The sequence below is a fragment of the Allobosea sp. 05T439 genome, assembly GCF_056396005.1.
On record NZ_JBFTKP010000029.1, the window covers coordinates 64,721 to 78,929 of the forward strand.

At 65.2% G+C, this 14,209-nt stretch carries 12 protein-coding genes and 1 tRNA gene; 11 read left to right on the top strand and 2 right to left on the bottom strand.

All coding sequences use genetic code 11. The features are described 5' to 3' along the window. From AC1DIO_RS25855 to AC1DIO_RS25895, 9 genes are all read left to right on the top strand, one after another. Window positions 1-366: a response regulator gene (locus tag AC1DIO_RS25855; RefSeq protein ID WP_441507868.1), complete on the top strand. Its 366-nt coding sequence runs from the start codon at window positions 1-3 to the stop codon at window positions 364-366. Then, a complete protein-coding gene (locus AC1DIO_RS25860) occupies window positions 363-2,417 on the top strand; it encodes a chemotaxis protein CheA (RefSeq protein ID WP_441507869.1) in 2,055 nt (684 codons plus the stop codon). Before AC1DIO_RS25855 ends, AC1DIO_RS25860 begins: the two co-directional genes overlap by 4 nt. Beyond that, complete coding sequence (locus AC1DIO_RS25865) at window positions 2,417-2,899, top strand: chemotaxis protein CheW (RefSeq protein WP_441490254.1); 483 nt, start codon at window positions 2,417-2,419, stop codon at window positions 2,897-2,899. Before AC1DIO_RS25860 ends, AC1DIO_RS25865 begins: the two co-directional genes overlap by 1 nt. Before the next feature lie 54 nt (window positions 2,900-2,953). Then, complete coding sequence (locus AC1DIO_RS25870) at window positions 2,954-5,158, top strand: HAMP domain-containing methyl-accepting chemotaxis protein (protein ID WP_441507870.1); 2,205 nt, start codon at window positions 2,954-2,956, stop codon at window positions 5,156-5,158. Between the two features lie 85 nt (window positions 5,159-5,243). Further along, window positions 5,244-5,723, top strand: a complete 480-nt coding sequence (locus AC1DIO_RS25875) for a chemotaxis protein CheW (RefSeq protein WP_441507871.1) — start codon at window positions 5,244-5,246, stop codon at window positions 5,721-5,723. 17 nt (window positions 5,724-5,740) lie between these two features. Continuing rightward, complete coding sequence (locus tag AC1DIO_RS25880) at window positions 5,741-6,613, top strand: CheR family methyltransferase (RefSeq protein WP_441507872.1); 873 nt, start codon at window positions 5,741-5,743, stop codon at window positions 6,611-6,613. Continuing rightward, a complete protein-coding gene (locus tag AC1DIO_RS25885) occupies window positions 6,610-7,716 on the top strand; it encodes a protein-glutamate methylesterase/protein-glutamine glutaminase (protein WP_476854284.1) in 1,107 nt (368 codons plus the stop codon). Before AC1DIO_RS25880 ends, AC1DIO_RS25885 begins: the two co-directional genes overlap by 4 nt. 29 nt (window positions 7,717-7,745) lie before the next feature. Continuing rightward, on the top strand, window positions 7,746-9,470 hold the full coding sequence (locus AC1DIO_RS25890) for a coiled-coil domain-containing protein (protein WP_441507873.1): 1,725 nt from the start codon (window positions 7,746-7,748) through the stop codon (window positions 9,468-9,470). Window positions 9,471-9,644: 174 nt separating this feature from the next. Continuing rightward, window positions 9,645-10,754, top strand: a complete 1,110-nt coding sequence (locus tag AC1DIO_RS25895) for a linear amide C-N hydrolase (RefSeq protein ID WP_476854285.1) — start codon at window positions 9,645-9,647, stop codon at window positions 10,752-10,754. 135 nt (window positions 10,755-10,889) lie between these two features. Here the strand turns inward: AC1DIO_RS25895 and AC1DIO_RS25900 are convergent, their stop codons facing one another. Then, window positions 10,890-11,894: a SphA family protein gene (locus AC1DIO_RS25900; protein WP_441507875.1), complete on the bottom strand. Its 1,005-nt coding sequence runs from the start codon at window positions 11,892-11,894 to the stop codon at window positions 10,890-10,892. A gap of 465 nt (window positions 11,895-12,359) precedes the next feature. Then, a tRNA-Leu gene (locus AC1DIO_RS25905) sits at window positions 12,360-12,446 on the bottom strand. A gap of 143 nt (window positions 12,447-12,589) precedes the next feature. Between AC1DIO_RS25905 and AC1DIO_RS25910 the strand changes: the two genes are divergently transcribed. Then, a complete protein-coding gene (locus tag AC1DIO_RS25910) occupies window positions 12,590-13,594 on the top strand; it encodes a complex I NDUFA9 subunit family protein (protein ID WP_476854286.1) in 1,005 nt (334 codons plus the stop codon). Between the two features lie 86 nt (window positions 13,595-13,680). Continuing rightward, the coding region (locus AC1DIO_RS25915; protein ID WP_476854287.1) for a leucine zipper domain-containing protein at window positions 13,681-14,209 on the top strand (529 nt) is incomplete at its 3' end.

Sequence of the window (14,209 nt, forward strand, 5' to 3'; positions counted from 1 at the left end):
ATGGCGGCAATTCTGACTGTCGACGATTCTCCGAGCGTGCGGCAGATGATCAAGCTTGTGCTCGCTCCCTCCGGCCATAAGGTCGTGGAGGCGGGTGATGGTTCCGAGGGCTTGGCCAAGGCGAAGGCAGAGCGTTTCGACCTCGTCATCACCGACCTGAACATGCCGGTGATGAACGGCCTGGAGATGATCCGGGGCCTGCGTGCGCTCCCGTCCTTTACGGGGGTGCCGATCGTCTTCCTCACGACCGAGTCCGATGACGGGGTCAAGCAGCAGGCGAAGGCCGCGGGCGCGACCGGCTGGATCACCAAGCCCTTCAAGCCGGAGCAACTGCTTGCGGTTGTCGCCAAGCTGGTGCGGACATGATGGAGCTCGATCCGACCGAAACATTCCGGCAGGAGGCCAGCGACCTGCTGGACAGTCTGGAGGCGGCGCTGCTCGATCTCGGTCAGACGCCCCAGGATAGCGATCTGATCGACGCGGCGTTCCGGGCGCTGCACACTATCAAGGGCTCGGGGGCGATGTTCGGCTTCGACCGGGTCGCGGCCTTCACCCATGATTTCGAAACCGCCTTCGACCTGATCCGCAAGGGCAAGATCTCGGCGGAGCGCGACATCATCACTGTCTCCCTGGCCGCCAAGGACTATATTCGCGCGCTGATCGACGATCCCGACTCGACCGATCCGATCATTGGTGAGGCGATCGTCGAAGAGCTCCAGGCCCTGATCGCCACGGGCGCGAGGGGAGGCACGGCGTCGCCCATCGGTGCTGCCCTCGACGAGCCTCCCGCGGTGGCCGCCGCAGACGGCGCAGGCTGGCTGATCGAAATCGCCTTCGAGCCGGATATCCTGCGCAACGGGACCAATCCGATGGTCCTGCTCGACGACCTCCGCGCGCTTGGCTCATGCAGGATGAGTGCGCATCTCGACGGCGTGCCGGAACTCGGAGCGCTCGATCCGGAGACATGCATGATCGCATGGACGGTCGAGCTTGAGGGGGGCTGTACGCGCGAGGACATCGAGGATGTCTTCATGTTCGTCCGCGATGAGATGAAGCTTGCGATCACGCCGCTCGGCTTGGCGGGATCGGCGGATGCGAAGCGTCCCGCGAGCGCGGAGATCGACGCAGTGGCTGCGGCGGCGCCCGCTGTCCCTGCCGTTGCGAAAGAGTTGCAGCCCGCCCTGACGGAGCGTGCCACTGGCGAGCGGAGCGAGGGCGCCCGTCGCGGTGAGGACAAGACCTCGACCGTCCGCGTCCAGGCCGAGCGCCTGGACGAGTTGATGGATCGCGTGGGCGAACTCGTCATTGCGCAGGCGCGGCTCAGCCAGCTCGCGCATTCCGGAACGGATCTCGCGATCAAATCGATAGCCGAGGAAATCGAGCGCCTGGCGTCCGGCTTGCGCGATTCGACCATGGGGGTGCGCATGGTGCCGATGGGCTCGCTCTTCGGCCGCTTCCGTCGCCTTGTCCACGACCTCTCGCGCGATCTCGGCAAGCCCGTCGATTTCGTGACGGTCGGCGAGGATACCGAGCTCGACAAGACCATGATCGAGCGTCTTGCCGATCCCTTGGTCCACCTCATCCGCAACGCGATCGACCACGGCATCGAAGCGCCTGCGGCTCGCGCCGGCACCACCAAGTCGCCGACGGGGCGGATCGAACTCGCCGCGCGCTATGTCGGGGCGCAGGTGCTCGTCACGGTGCAGGATGACGGCGCCGGGCTCGACGCGGCCCGCATCCGCGCCAAGGCCGAAGAACAGGGATTGATCGCGGCCGGGACGCCCCTGAGCGAACACGAGATCCATCAGTTCCTGTTCCATCCCGGCTTCTCCACTGCCCGGACGATCTCCGCGCTGTCGGGGCGCGGCGTCGGCATGGATGTGGTCAAACGCACGATCGAGGCCATGCGGGGCACGATCGATCTCGCCACCGTGCCTGGCTATGGCAGCACGGTGACGCTGCGGCTGCCGCTGACGCTCGCCATCATCGAGGGCCTGCTGATCCGCGTCGGCGAGGGGCGCTACATCATTCCGCTCTCGGCGGTGGAGGAATGCGTCGAACTGACCGCGGCCGAGGACGCTCGGGCGCGCGGACGCAACTTCCTGAACGTGCGCGGCGACCTGGTGCCCTTCCTGCGGCTGCGCGATCTCTTCGAGGCCGACGGCGAGGCCGACCCGCATCAGAAGGTCATCATCACCACGATGGGGGATACGCGCGTCGGCCTGGTCGTCGACCAGATCATCGGCAGCCACCAGACGGTGATCAAGTCGCTGTCCAAGCTTCACTCCGATGTCACGATGTTCTCGGGCGCCACCATCCTTGGCGATGGTTCCGCTGCCCTCATTCTCGACGTCGCCCAACTTGTTTCGCTCGGCCAGAGCCGCGCCGAGACCGAAAAGACACCGGAGGCGGCGTGATGCAGATTCAGACGCAAGGCGGCGCCGGCCACGGCCCTCACACGGCAGCGGAGACGCGGCTTCAGGTCCTGATGATCGGGCTCGGCAGCGAGATCTTCGCGATCGAGGCCGACATGGTACGCGAGATCATCGACCCGGTTCCCGTCACCCGGGTTGCGGGCGCGCGCGCCTTTCTGCCGGCTCTCATCAATGTGCGCGGCAATGTCATCCCCTTGGCGGATCTGCGCCTGCGCTTCGGCATGGCGCGACGAACCGACACCGCCGACACCCGCATCGTTGTCGTGGAGATCGAGATCGACGGTGATCCCGTTGCGCTCGGGATCATGGCCGACAAGGTCTACGAGGTCACGGAGATTTCAACCGCCCAGATCCAGCAGACACCGCGTCTGGGAATGCACTGGCGGCCGGAATTCATCCGGTTCATCACCAAATGGAACGACGAATTCGTCATCGTTCCCGATCTCGAGAAAATTCTGAGCTGAAGCGCTACCCATCCAGCGCAAGACACCCTTCACGTTGCTTATCGGGGACTGACTATGAGATTGACGATCAAGACTAAACTGGCCGGTGCCTTCGGCATGGTCATTGCCCTGTCCATGGTGGCAGGCGGACTTTCCTATCAGAGGCTGTCCGACATGTCCGAGACGCAGGACGTGCTGATCAATTGGACCAACCGGCTGGACCAGATCAGCGACGTTCGCAGCATGATGAACAGGTCGGTTCGCTCGGAAAAGAATGCCGTCATGGCGGCAACCGACAAGGAAACGCTCGCTCATGCGGCGAGTGCCGTCCAGAACCGCCTCGACGCCGTGAAGCTGAAGGAGCGGATCCAGGCTCAGGCCAGCGACGACGGCAAGCGCCGCTGGGAGGCTCTGACGCCGAAGATCAATCGCTTCTTCGCGGCGCAGGACGAGGTCATCCGCAACGCCAAGCTGAACTCGAACAATCGTGCTGCGGAACTCTGGATCAGCGAGATGACGCCGCTCATCCAGGGCGTGACGGTCGCCTCGACGGCGCTCCTGAGCGAGCTCGCCAAACCGTCCGCTTCGCCCGAGGCGCTGCGGCTGGCTCTCGATTTCCAGTCGGTGCGGCTGGAATGGCTGCGCTTGACGCGGTCGATCGGGCAGCTGTTCGGCGCGACGACCGTTGCCGATGTCGAGAAGCTGCAAAAATCTGCCGAAGTGCAGGCTCGCGACGTTCGCGCTGCGCTCGCCAAGACTGCGGCCCCCATCGCGGAGCAGGGAGTGTCGCCGGCAAACATGCTTGCCGCCTTCGACAAGGGTATCGATTCGGCGCTTCGGATCGCAGCCGTCGCGGGCGAGGCGGGAAACATCAAGGCCAGCACGATCTCGATGGGCGAAGGCAGCGAAGCCGTCACCGAGATGATGGCGGGGCTCGATGAGTATACCGACTTCATCAAGCAGTCCGCCGCGGCGGCGGCCAAGGAAGCAAGCGAACAGGCGGCCTTCGCCAAGACGCTGCTCATCGGCATCATTCTGGGCTCGCTGCTGATCGCCATCATCGCCGCCACCTGGATCGCCCTTGCGATCAGCCGCGGCCTGTCGAGCGCGGTCGGTCTCGCCAATGCGGTTGCGATCGGCGACCTCGGACAGTCGATCTCGGTGAAGAGCAAGGATGAGATCGGCGATCTCGTCACCGCGCTGAACACGATGACGGCAAATCTCAACGACACGGCCGCTGTCGCCAACGCGATCTCCAATGGTGACCTCACGGTCGAGGCCAAGAGGCTGTCGGAGAAGGACACGCTCGGCATCGCTCTCGAGAACATGGTCGAGAAGCTGCGTGATGTCGTCGGGCAGGTGACGAGTGCTGCCGAGAACATGTCTTCGGGCAGCCAGGAACTGTCGGCCAGCGCCGAACAGCTCTCGCAAGGCTCGACCGAGCAGGCCTCTTCGACCGAGGAAGCCTCCTCATCGATGGAGGAGATGGCGGCCAATGTGAAGCAGAACGCCGAGAATGCCAGCCAGACGGAGAAGATGGCCTCGCAGTCGGCGAAGGATGCCGAAGCGAGCGGCGTTGCCGTCGGCAAGGCGGTCGACGCGATGCAGACCATTGCCGCCAAGATCAACATCGTCCAGGAGATCGCCCGTCAGACCGATCTGCTGGCGCTGAACGCGGCGGTCGAGGCAGCCCGTGCCGGCGAGCATGGCAAGGGCTTCGCGGTGGTCGCCTCGGAAGTGCGCAAGCTCGCCGAGCGCAGCCAGGCGGCTGCGGCGGAAATCGGGACGCTGTCGGCCGATACGGTCAAGGTCGCGCAGGAAGCCGGCTCCATGCTGGCCAGGCTGGTGCCTGATATCAAGAAGACCGCCGAGCTGGTCGAGGAGATCACCTCCGCCAGCCGCGAGCAGGATGTCGGCGCTGCCCAGATCAATCAGGCGATCCAGCAGCTCGACAAGGTGACGCAGCAGAACGCAGCCGCCTCCGAACAGGTCTCCGCGACCTCCGAGGAGCTCTCGGCTCAGGCCGAGACGCTGCAGGCCACGATCGCCTTCTTCCGGCTCGATGAAGGCAGCACGCGCAAGAACAGTCAGCGCCCGGTTGGTGTCGACAGGGCGGTCACCCAGCTGCGCGGCAAGGCCACGGCCATGGCGACGGCGATCCAGCCGAAGAAGGCGCCTGTCTCCGGGTTGCGCCCGGCCAAGAAGGTCGTCAATGGCGGCTTCGCCTTTGACATAGATGGCGGCGAGGATCAGCACGACGCCGCGTTCCACCGCGCCTGAGCGGATACCGGCCCCGCCCAGGAGGCGGGGCCGGTCCTGCTGCCCTCCAATCCGCCTGGTTCCCTAGCCGCATCGCGAGTCTTCCATGGCCGACACCGCCCAATACCTGACCCTTGGCATCGATCAGGAGCTCTTCGGCATCGATATCCGCAATGTCCGCGAGATTCTCGACATGCGCCCGATATCGAAGCTGCCACATGCGCCGGCCTTCCTGCTCGGCATGATCGATGTCCGCGGCGCCGGCTACCCGATCGTCGATCTGCGGACCAAGCTCGGGCTGCCGCGCACGGAGCCGACCGACGCGACGCGCATCATCATTCTGGATGTGCCGGTCAAGGGCCGGACGCTGGGCGTCGGCTTCGTCGCCGATCGGGTCTTCGAGGTCACGGGTCTCGACGCCGACCAGACCGAAGCCGCTCCCGATGTCGGCGGTCGCTGGCAGTCGAACTACATCGCCGGGATCGGGCGCAAGGGTGAAGCCTTCATCGTCGTCTTCGATCTCGAGCGCCTGATGGAAGCCGACGGCCTCCCCCTGACCGATCTCGCCGCCGGTAAGGCAGCCTGAGACCGATGGGGCCAACGATGTCGCATTCCTCGGACTATCTGGCTGACAAGCATTTCTCGGCCATCGCCGCGATCATCGAGAGCCGCGTTGGCATCAAGTTGCCGCCGACGAAGCGCACCATGGTCGAGGGGAGGCTGCGCAAGCGCGCCCGCGCGCTTGGCCTGGCGGGGGTGTCCGGCTACGGCGCCCATCTGTTCGAGCGCGGCGGACTCGACGACGAGCTTGTTCACCTGATCGATTGCGTGACCACCAACAAGACCGATTTCTTTCGCGAGCCGAGCCATTTCGAGTTTTTGCGCAATGTCGCCGTGCCGCAGCTGCTGCGGCGGCATGGCTCGCTTCCGGCTGGCCTGAAGGTCTGGAGCGCTGCCTGCTCGACAGGGGCGGAAGCCTATACGGTTGCGATGGTGCTGCAGGACCTGGTGAATGCCGCCAGACCGATCCGCTTCTCGATCCTGGGTACCGACATCTCGACGGAGGTCCTGCGCGAGGCGAGAGCGGCCATCTATCCGCGCCCCTTCGTCGCTCCGGTGCCGCTGGCCCTGCAGCAGCGCTATCTCATGAGATCGAAGGATCCGCGGCAGGACGTCGTCAGGGTCACGCCGGAGCTGCGCCGAAAGGTCCATTTCGAGCGCCTGAACCTGATGGATGAGAGCTATCCATTCGACCGGGACGTCGACGTCATTTTCTGCCGCAACGTGCTGATCTATTTCGACGGGCCGACTCAGAGGGCCGTCATCGAACGCCTCGTGTCGCATCTGCGCCCCGGCGGCTACCTGATGCTTGGCCATTCCGAATCGATGGCGGGCAGTGGCATTGCCGGACTGCAGCAGGTCGTCCCGACCGTCTATCAGGCCGATCCCGCCGCGCCCAGGATGTCAGCAGCATGACCGGCCCACCGATCCGCGTGCTCATCGTCGACGATTCCGCCTCGGTGCGCCAGGTCCTCAGTTCGATCCTGAACGACGATCCGGGCATCGAGGTGATGGGAACGGCGGCCGATGCCTTTGCCGCCGTGCGCCGCCTGCAGAACGAATTGCCCGATGTCATGATCCTCGACATCGAGATGCCGGGCATGGACGGGCTCACCTTCCTGCGCAAGATCATGGCGCAGCGGCCGATCCCGGTGATCATCTGCTCGACCTTGACCGAGGCGGGATCGCGGGCGCTGTTCGATGCGCTCGAAGCCGGCGCGGTCGACGTGCTGCCAAAGCCGCGTATCGACACGCGCAACGCCCTGATCGAGACGGCTGACCGGCTCAGGCACTCCGTCAGGGCGGCCGCGCAGGCGCGGCTGCGCCCCAGGCAGGCCCGCCTGCCCGTCGAGAAGAAGCTGACTGCGGATGTCATCATGCCGCCACCGGTCCCGGGACGTGTCCGTAGCGAGACGGATCGCATCGTCTGCATCGGGATTTCGACCGGGGGGACCGAGACCCTGCGGGAGGTTCTCACCGCCCTGCCGGTCACATGCCCCGGCATTGCGGTGGTGCAGCACATGCCCGAAAAGTTCACTGCCGCCTTTGCCCGGCGGCTGAACGGCATTTGCGCGGTCGAGGTCAAGGAGGCCGAGGATGGCGACGAGCTTCGCGCCGGCCGCGTCCTGATTGCGCCGGGAAATCGTCACATGCTCCTGCAGCGCTCCGGCACGCAGTATCGCGTCGCCATCAAGGACGGCCCGCATGTCTCGCGTCACCGCCCGTCCGTCGATGTGCTGTTCCGCTCGGCGGCCCAGTATGCCGGTGCCAACGCACTCGGCCTGATCATGACCGGCATGGGCGACGACGGTGCCCGCGGGCTGCTCGAAATGCGCAAGGCCGGCGCGCACACGCTCGCGCAGGACGAGGAGAGTTGCGTCGTCTTCGGCATGCCGAAGGAAGCCATCGAGCTTGGCGCAGCCCAGCGCGTGGTCGGCCTTGCGCGGGTCCCGCAGGAAATCATGGCCTGGCCGCATCTCGGGCGCGGCGGGGCAGGCGAGATCGCCCAAACCGCCTGAGGGCTGAATCGCAATGCGTTGGGGGCAGAATGTTCCGGAATAACGAAGGACTACCGAGGTTGATCCAGTCGCTCGATGCGAATGCGCGCGCGATCGATGTGACCTTCGCCACGGCCGGGCAGCAGCTTGGCGAGGGCCTGACGCTGTTCCAGGCACTGAACGAGCAGCTCGCGGCCTTGTCGAGCGAACTCGCAGGCAGCGAGATCGAACAGGCCCGTACGGCGCTGCATCGTCTCGCCGGCGAGCTGCGCACGCTGAACGACGACCTTTCCGCCGAAACCAGCGCGCTTCAGGATCTGTCGATTCACAGCCACAACGCCTCTCAGGCCCTGGAACGGCTGCTCGAGCATATGCGGCTCATCACCATCCTCGCACGCAGCGCGCGGATCGAGGCGATCTCCATTCCGATGGTCGGGAGCGATTTCGGCGACTTCGCCGGCGAGATCGGCACGCTGACTACGCAGGCCCAACGCACGATCGAGCGCTGCGCGCGCGACCAGGCGCAGCTCTGCAGCCTTCTTGATTCCGCACTGACGGCGCAGCGCGAATTCGAAGGACGCTATGGCAGATCCCTGGCAGCCCTGGCGGGCAAGCTCGGCCAGACGCTGGCGGAGGTCATCGAGCGCCAGAGCCGCAGCGTCGCGCTGACGGAAGAGGCTGCCGCGATCTCGGGCCGCATCACATTGGCGACCGGAGGCGCCATCATCGCTCTCCAGTCCGGTGACAGTATGCGCCAGAGGCTGGAGCATGCCATTTCCGGGCTGCGCCTGGGTGAGGCGCCGGGAGCGGTCGGCGACGAGGACGGCGAGACACGCGCCGCCTGTGTCAACGTGCTGCTCCGGCTTCAGTCGGCGCAGCTTGAAGCAGCGTCAGGAGCGCTCGGTCCCGATGTCGAAGAGATCAACAGCGCGCTGATCCTGCTCGACCGCGAGACCACGCAGCTGATCGATCTCGTCAGGTCGCTCTATCGCGGCGGCAATGGCGGGGCCGCATCCTTCCTGGTGGAGCTGGAGGCTGACCTCGCCGAGGCCTCAGTGCTGCTGGGCCGATGCGACATCGCCCGTGCGGGCGTCGATCGCGTCACCGAAGCGGTGGCGAGCGTTCTCGACACCTGCCAGGGCACGGTCGAGGCGCTTGCTGCGACCGCTGCGAATATCGTCCTGATCGGCATGAATGCAGGGCTGCGCGCGGCTCGTATCGGCACCGGTGGGCGCAGTCTCGTGGTGATTGCGCAGGAGTTGAAGTTCGCGGCCGATCAAGTGTCGACCGATTCGCGCAAGCTGACTCCAGCCTTCACGCAGATGCAGGCCGCCTCATCGGTGCTCAAATGCGAGGGGAGGCTCGACGCTGCCTATTTCGCCTCGCGCGACCTGACGATGCGCAGCTCGCTCGCAACCATGCGCCATAGCGGCGACCGGCTCGGTGCGAGCCTGGACGAGCTGCTGCGGGAGGGAGAACGGTTCGGCGCCGTGATCGAGCAGGCCGGATTGTCCTTCTCGAGCACCGGAGCCATGCGTGATCTCATCACGGGGGCGGCGCATGAACTGCTGCGCGCTGCCGGCGCACAACTGCCGGAGACGCATCTGCGCGCGCGGGTCGGGGATTTCATCGAGCAGGAAATCTGGCCGAACTACACCATGGCGGCGGAACGCCAGATCCATACCGCCGTGCTCGAGGCTTGCGGAGTAGTGACCGGGGCGCGTGCGCCGGTCGCCGTGCCTGCAGAAGCGGATGTCGATGAATTCCTGTTCTGAGCCTGTGCGATCCGGCGCCCCCTGGCGCCATTCAGGCGGGGGGCGTCGGCATTAAGTGCAGGTTTACTGACTTTGTTCTTTTCGCTCAAAAGTTGAGCGTTGACCGGAGCCCTTCACGATTATTGGGCTCCCGCCCGCCTAACAAGACAGCCGCTTACCTTGGAGAAACGTGGCATGCGTCTGGGCGGTTGGGGATTTGTTAAACGGGGCATCGCGGCCGCGCTGGCCGGCCTGATGGCCGGCCTGATGGCCGGGGTGATGCCGGTTCAGGCCTGCACGAATATACTTCTGATGGCGGCGGATGGAACGCCGGTCTATGGCCGCACGCTGGAATACGCGATCGAGACCCAGTCCGATGTCGTCGTCGTGCCGCGCAACTACGAGTTCGTCGGGACGCGCCCGAGCAATGTGCCCGGCATCAAATGGACGGCGCGTTATGCCTTTGTCGGCGTCATGAGCTTCGGCCAGCCCTTCGTCTCGGACGGCATGAACGAGAAGGGGCTCGCCGGTGGCGCGCTCTATTTCCCCGATTTCGCCAGCTATACGCCGCCTGAGAAGGCCGATGGGCGCACCGCGCTGGCACCGTGGGAGTTCCTGAGCTGGGTGCTGTCGAATTTCTCGACCGTTGCCGAGGTGAAGGCGGCGCTCGACAAGACTGCGATCATCGATCTGCCTGCGCCGATCGTGAACTTCACCTTGCCCTTCCATTTTCCGATCCATGATGCGACCGGCGCCTCGATCGTCATCGAGCCGATCGACGGGAAGCTGAAGGTCTATGACAACCCGATGGGCGTCCTGACCAATTCGCCGCCCTTCGACTGGCACCTCAACAACATCCGAAACTATGTGAAGATGTCGCCGGTCTCGGCCGACCCATTGAAGATCGGTGGGAAGACGTTTGCGCCGTTCGGTCAGGGCTCCGGCTTGCTCGGCATCCCGGGCGACCCGACGCCGCCCTCGCGCTTCATTCGTGCGCTCGGCTATGCCGCGTCGGCGAAGCAGCTTGCCGATGGTCCGCAGACCGTGCGCCTTGTCGAGCACATCATGAACAATTTCGATATCCCGATCGGCTTCATCGACTCGGCTGCGAAGGGCGGTGAGCTCGAATACACCCAGTGGACCTCGGTCGCCGACCTGCGGGCCAAGAAATACTACATCAAGGTCTACAAGGATCAGGTCCTGCGTGCGGTCGATCTGAACAGCTTCGATCTGGATGCGAAGGCCCTGCGGGTTGCGCCGTTCAAGATCAACCTGACGCCGCCGGCGCTCGAATTCGCCAAGTAGCAGGCGGGAACGAGCAGGCAGGAAAGTTCGGACCTTCGGCCCGCTGCATAAGCCGGCGGCCCGAAGGGGGAGGCCTGCAAGCTGAAACTCTGAACGGCCGCGCTGGCAAGACCGGCGCGGCCGTTCGTCTATTGGCTATCGAGACGCGGTGAGGGGGAGTGACACCGTGAGCAGACCCACCGTCCCGCGCGCCCTGTTCTCCACGCTGAACTCGCGCAGCACCTTGATGCGCGCCGAGATCGGCGTTTTGCCGATCTCGAAATTATACGCGATCGTTCCACCCAGGGCCGTGGTCCGTCCCTTGTAGGCGCCGAGTTGGGCGCCGGCGCCGCTGTCACCCGTAACCTGCTGATAGTGGTAGCCGATGATGCCGGCCGAAATCGCGCTGGTGATAGCCTTCGACGCGGCCCATTCGACGTGAAACTCGGTACCTGTCCGGTAGTCCGTCGCGTGATTGGTGCCGTTGAAGGTCACGCCGACCGCTGTGGAGAGGTCAATGCCCGTTTCCGGATCGAACCAGGTCAGGGCGCCGGAGAGATCGCTCGCCCAGCGATGAAAGGCGAGGTTGGCGAGCTGCCCATTGCGATAGTCGCCGACTGGCACATTGACGAGCGCCGTCGTGCTCCAGTGGAACTTGCCGGAATGCCATCCCAATGTGGCGGACAGGACGGGGTCGCCGACGATGGTCGCCTTGTCGCGGAGCGAGCGTCCGACGACCGTGTTCGTGCGCGGCGAATCGAGTTCGACGCCTGCCGAGACCGCGACACGCCCGACGGGCAGGACGGCGCCCACCGCCAGATTGCCGCCAAAGGCCTGCCACGGCGTCACCCAGGTGCCATTCAGGAAGTCGGCACGCGCCTGACTGCGCACATTCGCGATGACCCTGCCGCCCGTCGGAAGCGATTTCCGCGCATCGAGCTTGGCGTCGTAGGAATAGGTGTCGCTTTCGAAATAGAATCCGGGCGGAGGCAGATATCCCGCCATCGGCCCGCGACCGCCGAGGAGATAGAAACCGGTGCCATTCTCTGCCGCCTGTGCCGCATGGGGCGCCAGGCTCCAGCAGGCTGCCACACCGGCCGCGACAAGCGCGCGCGCCGTCCTCAACCCAAGCGCTGTGCGCTTGGCTTCCCCTCGAAGCATAGTCCCGTCGCCCCTCAACATGCGGCAATGCCGCTCGTCAGCCGAATCAATGACGCGACGTTAGGGCGTTTCCCGTCGTGATGGATATGCGGGGCACGATCTCTCGACGGGTTTTGCTCCGCTTACGGCGCCGTGAGGAGATGAAGGGCTGCAGAGCGTAGACGAAGCGTGCTCCGGCCATGACAGTCTCATCGTCGGACGGCGCTGTGCCCCTGATCCGCGGTTGCACCGGGACGTTGGCGGCGTTGGCGATGGTCTCGAAATGGATGCTGATGGCAGCGTCACGGTGCAGCCGCGCGCGACCTTGAAGAGGTCGGCGGGCGCCCGGATCATCATGTCGTCATACCCCCTCTTGGTAGCGAGGGGGGGTGGTCTTGCAATCGACCTTTGTAGAGCCGCCTGCTGAAGGCAGTCGGCCACAAGTCTTTACAAAACCAAACTCTTCGGCGCCGAAGCGATAAAGAGTGGTGCCCAGGAGAGGACTCGAACCTCCACGCCCTTGCGAGCGCCAGCACCTGAAGCTGGTGCGTCTACCAATTCCGCCACCTGGGCAACGGCGGTTCGTTTACGGGGGCGGATGGAGGCTGTCAACGGGGATATCGAGCCGGCATGCGCCTATCTGTGGAATGTTCGCCTTCACAGCGCAGGTTCGATCCACTAGGACAGCGGCAAGTCCTCGGCGGAGCTTGAGAAATATGGCCACCCAGACCCCGTCCTCGCAGCTGATCACGGTTTTCGGCGGCTCCGGCTTCATCGGCCGCCATGTCGTGCGTGCATTGGTCAAGCGCGGATACCGCGTGCGCGTCGCGGTGCGCCGGCCCGATCTCGCCGGTTTCCTGCAGCCGCTCGGCACCGTCGGGCAGATCATGTCGGTGCAGGCGAATCTGCGCTATCCCGATTCGGTTGCTGCTGCGGTGCGTGGCGCGGATGCGGTGATCAACCTCGTCGGCATTCTCCAGGAAGGCGGCCGGCAGAGCTTCTCGGCCGTTCAGGCCAATGGTGCTCGTGCCGTCGCGCAGGCCTGCGCTGCCCACGGCATCACCCGTCTGGTCCAGGTTTCCGCAATTGGCGCCGCGCGTGAATCACGGTCCGCCTACGACCGCAGCAAGGCAGAAGGCGAGGCTGCCGTTCTGTCGTTGGTTCCCTCGGCCATCGTCCTGCGCCCTTCGATCGTCTTTGGGCCGGAGGATTCCTTCTTCAACCGCTTCGCTTCGCTCGCCCGGATGCTGCCTGTCCTGCCCTTGATCGGCGGCGGTGAGACCAAGTTCCAGCCTGTCTTCGTTGGCGATGTCGCCGAGGCTGCGGCGCGCGCCATCGACGGGACGATCACTGGCGGCCGAATCTACGAACTTGGCGGGCCTGAGGTGAAGAGCTTCAAGGAGCTGCTGACCTATGTTTGCGAGGTKACCGGCCGCAAGCGTGTGTTGGCGTCGCTGCMGTTCCCGCTGGCGCGGCTTCAGGCGCGCATTCTGGAAATCGTCAACACCCTGACGCTCGGCTTGCTGCCGGACGAGCTGATGCTGACGCGTGATCAGGTCACGCTGCTCGAGATCGATAATGTCGTCTCGAAGCAGGCGAAGGCGGAGGGGCGTTGCTTCGAGGGAATCGGAATCACCCCGACCTCGGTCGAGGCCATCGTGCCGTCCTATCTCTGGCGTTTCCGCAAGACGGGCCAGTTCGACACAGCCCGCGTCGGCTAGATGTGAGCTCTCAATAGGTTGTCCATCCGGTCCCGAGCGAGGAAGCTGAGGTTGCGAAGCTTCAGTCTCCATCGAAGGAGGACCGGATGAACATCCATAAGAATGCCCGTCTGACGCAGTTGGGTCGAGAGCGGATCGTGCGCATGGCGGCGGCAGGCACGGCCTCTGGCGTGATCGCCAGGGCGGCCCGCGTCAGCCTCAAGACCGTCCATAAATGGATCGCCCGCTTCGCCGCCGAGGGCATGGCCGGGCTGGCGGACCGCTCGTCGCGTCCGCGCCGGCTGCATCGCCCGACGCCGGCAGGCCAGGTCGAGCAGATCATCGCACTGCGGCGCCAGCGGCTGAGCGGCCAGGCCATCGCCAAGCAGGCTCAGGTCTCGCCGGCCACGGTGAGCCGGATCCTGCGACGAGCGCGGCTGAGCCGGATGCGCGACCTCGACCCGGCCGAGCCGGCGCGCCGCTACGAGCGCGCYCKCCCCGGCGAACTGATCCATCTCGACATCAAGAAGCTCAACCGGTTCAGGGAGCCGGGGCATCGCGTCACCGGGGATCGCAGCGCCGGCCGCAGCGTCGGGGCGGGCTGGGAGTTCGCCCATGTCTGCATCGACGATGCCT

Coding starts and splice junctions, on each gene's coding strand:
- AC1DIO_RS25855 (WP_441507868.1), top strand. CDS start 1: ATGGCGGCAATTCTGACTGTCGACGATTCTCCGAGCGTGCGGCAGATG.
- AC1DIO_RS25860 (WP_441507869.1), top strand. CDS start 363: ATGATGGAGCTCGATCCGACCGAAACATTCCGGCAGGAGGCCAGCGAC.
- AC1DIO_RS25865 (WP_441490254.1), top strand. CDS start 2,417: ATGCAGATTCAGACGCAAGGCGGCGCCGGCCACGGCCCTCACACGGCA.
- AC1DIO_RS25870 (WP_441507870.1), top strand. CDS start 2,954: ATGAGATTGACGATCAAGACTAAACTGGCCGGTGCCTTCGGCATGGTC.
- AC1DIO_RS25875 (WP_441507871.1), top strand. CDS start 5,244: ATGGCCGACACCGCCCAATACCTGACCCTTGGCATCGATCAGGAGCTC.
- AC1DIO_RS25880 (WP_441507872.1), top strand. CDS start 5,741: ATGTCGCATTCCTCGGACTATCTGGCTGACAAGCATTTCTCGGCCATC.
- AC1DIO_RS25885 (WP_476854284.1), top strand. CDS start 6,610: ATGACCGGCCCACCGATCCGCGTGCTCATCGTCGACGATTCCGCCTCG.
- AC1DIO_RS25890 (WP_441507873.1), top strand. CDS start 7,746: ATGTTCCGGAATAACGAAGGACTACCGAGGTTGATCCAGTCGCTCGAT.
- AC1DIO_RS25895 (WP_476854285.1), top strand. CDS start 9,645: ATGCGTCTGGGCGGTTGGGGATTTGTTAAACGGGGCATCGCGGCCGCG.
- AC1DIO_RS25900 (WP_441507875.1), bottom strand. CDS start 11,894: ATGCTTCGAGGGGAAGCCAAGCGCACAGCGCTTGGGTTGAGGACGGCG.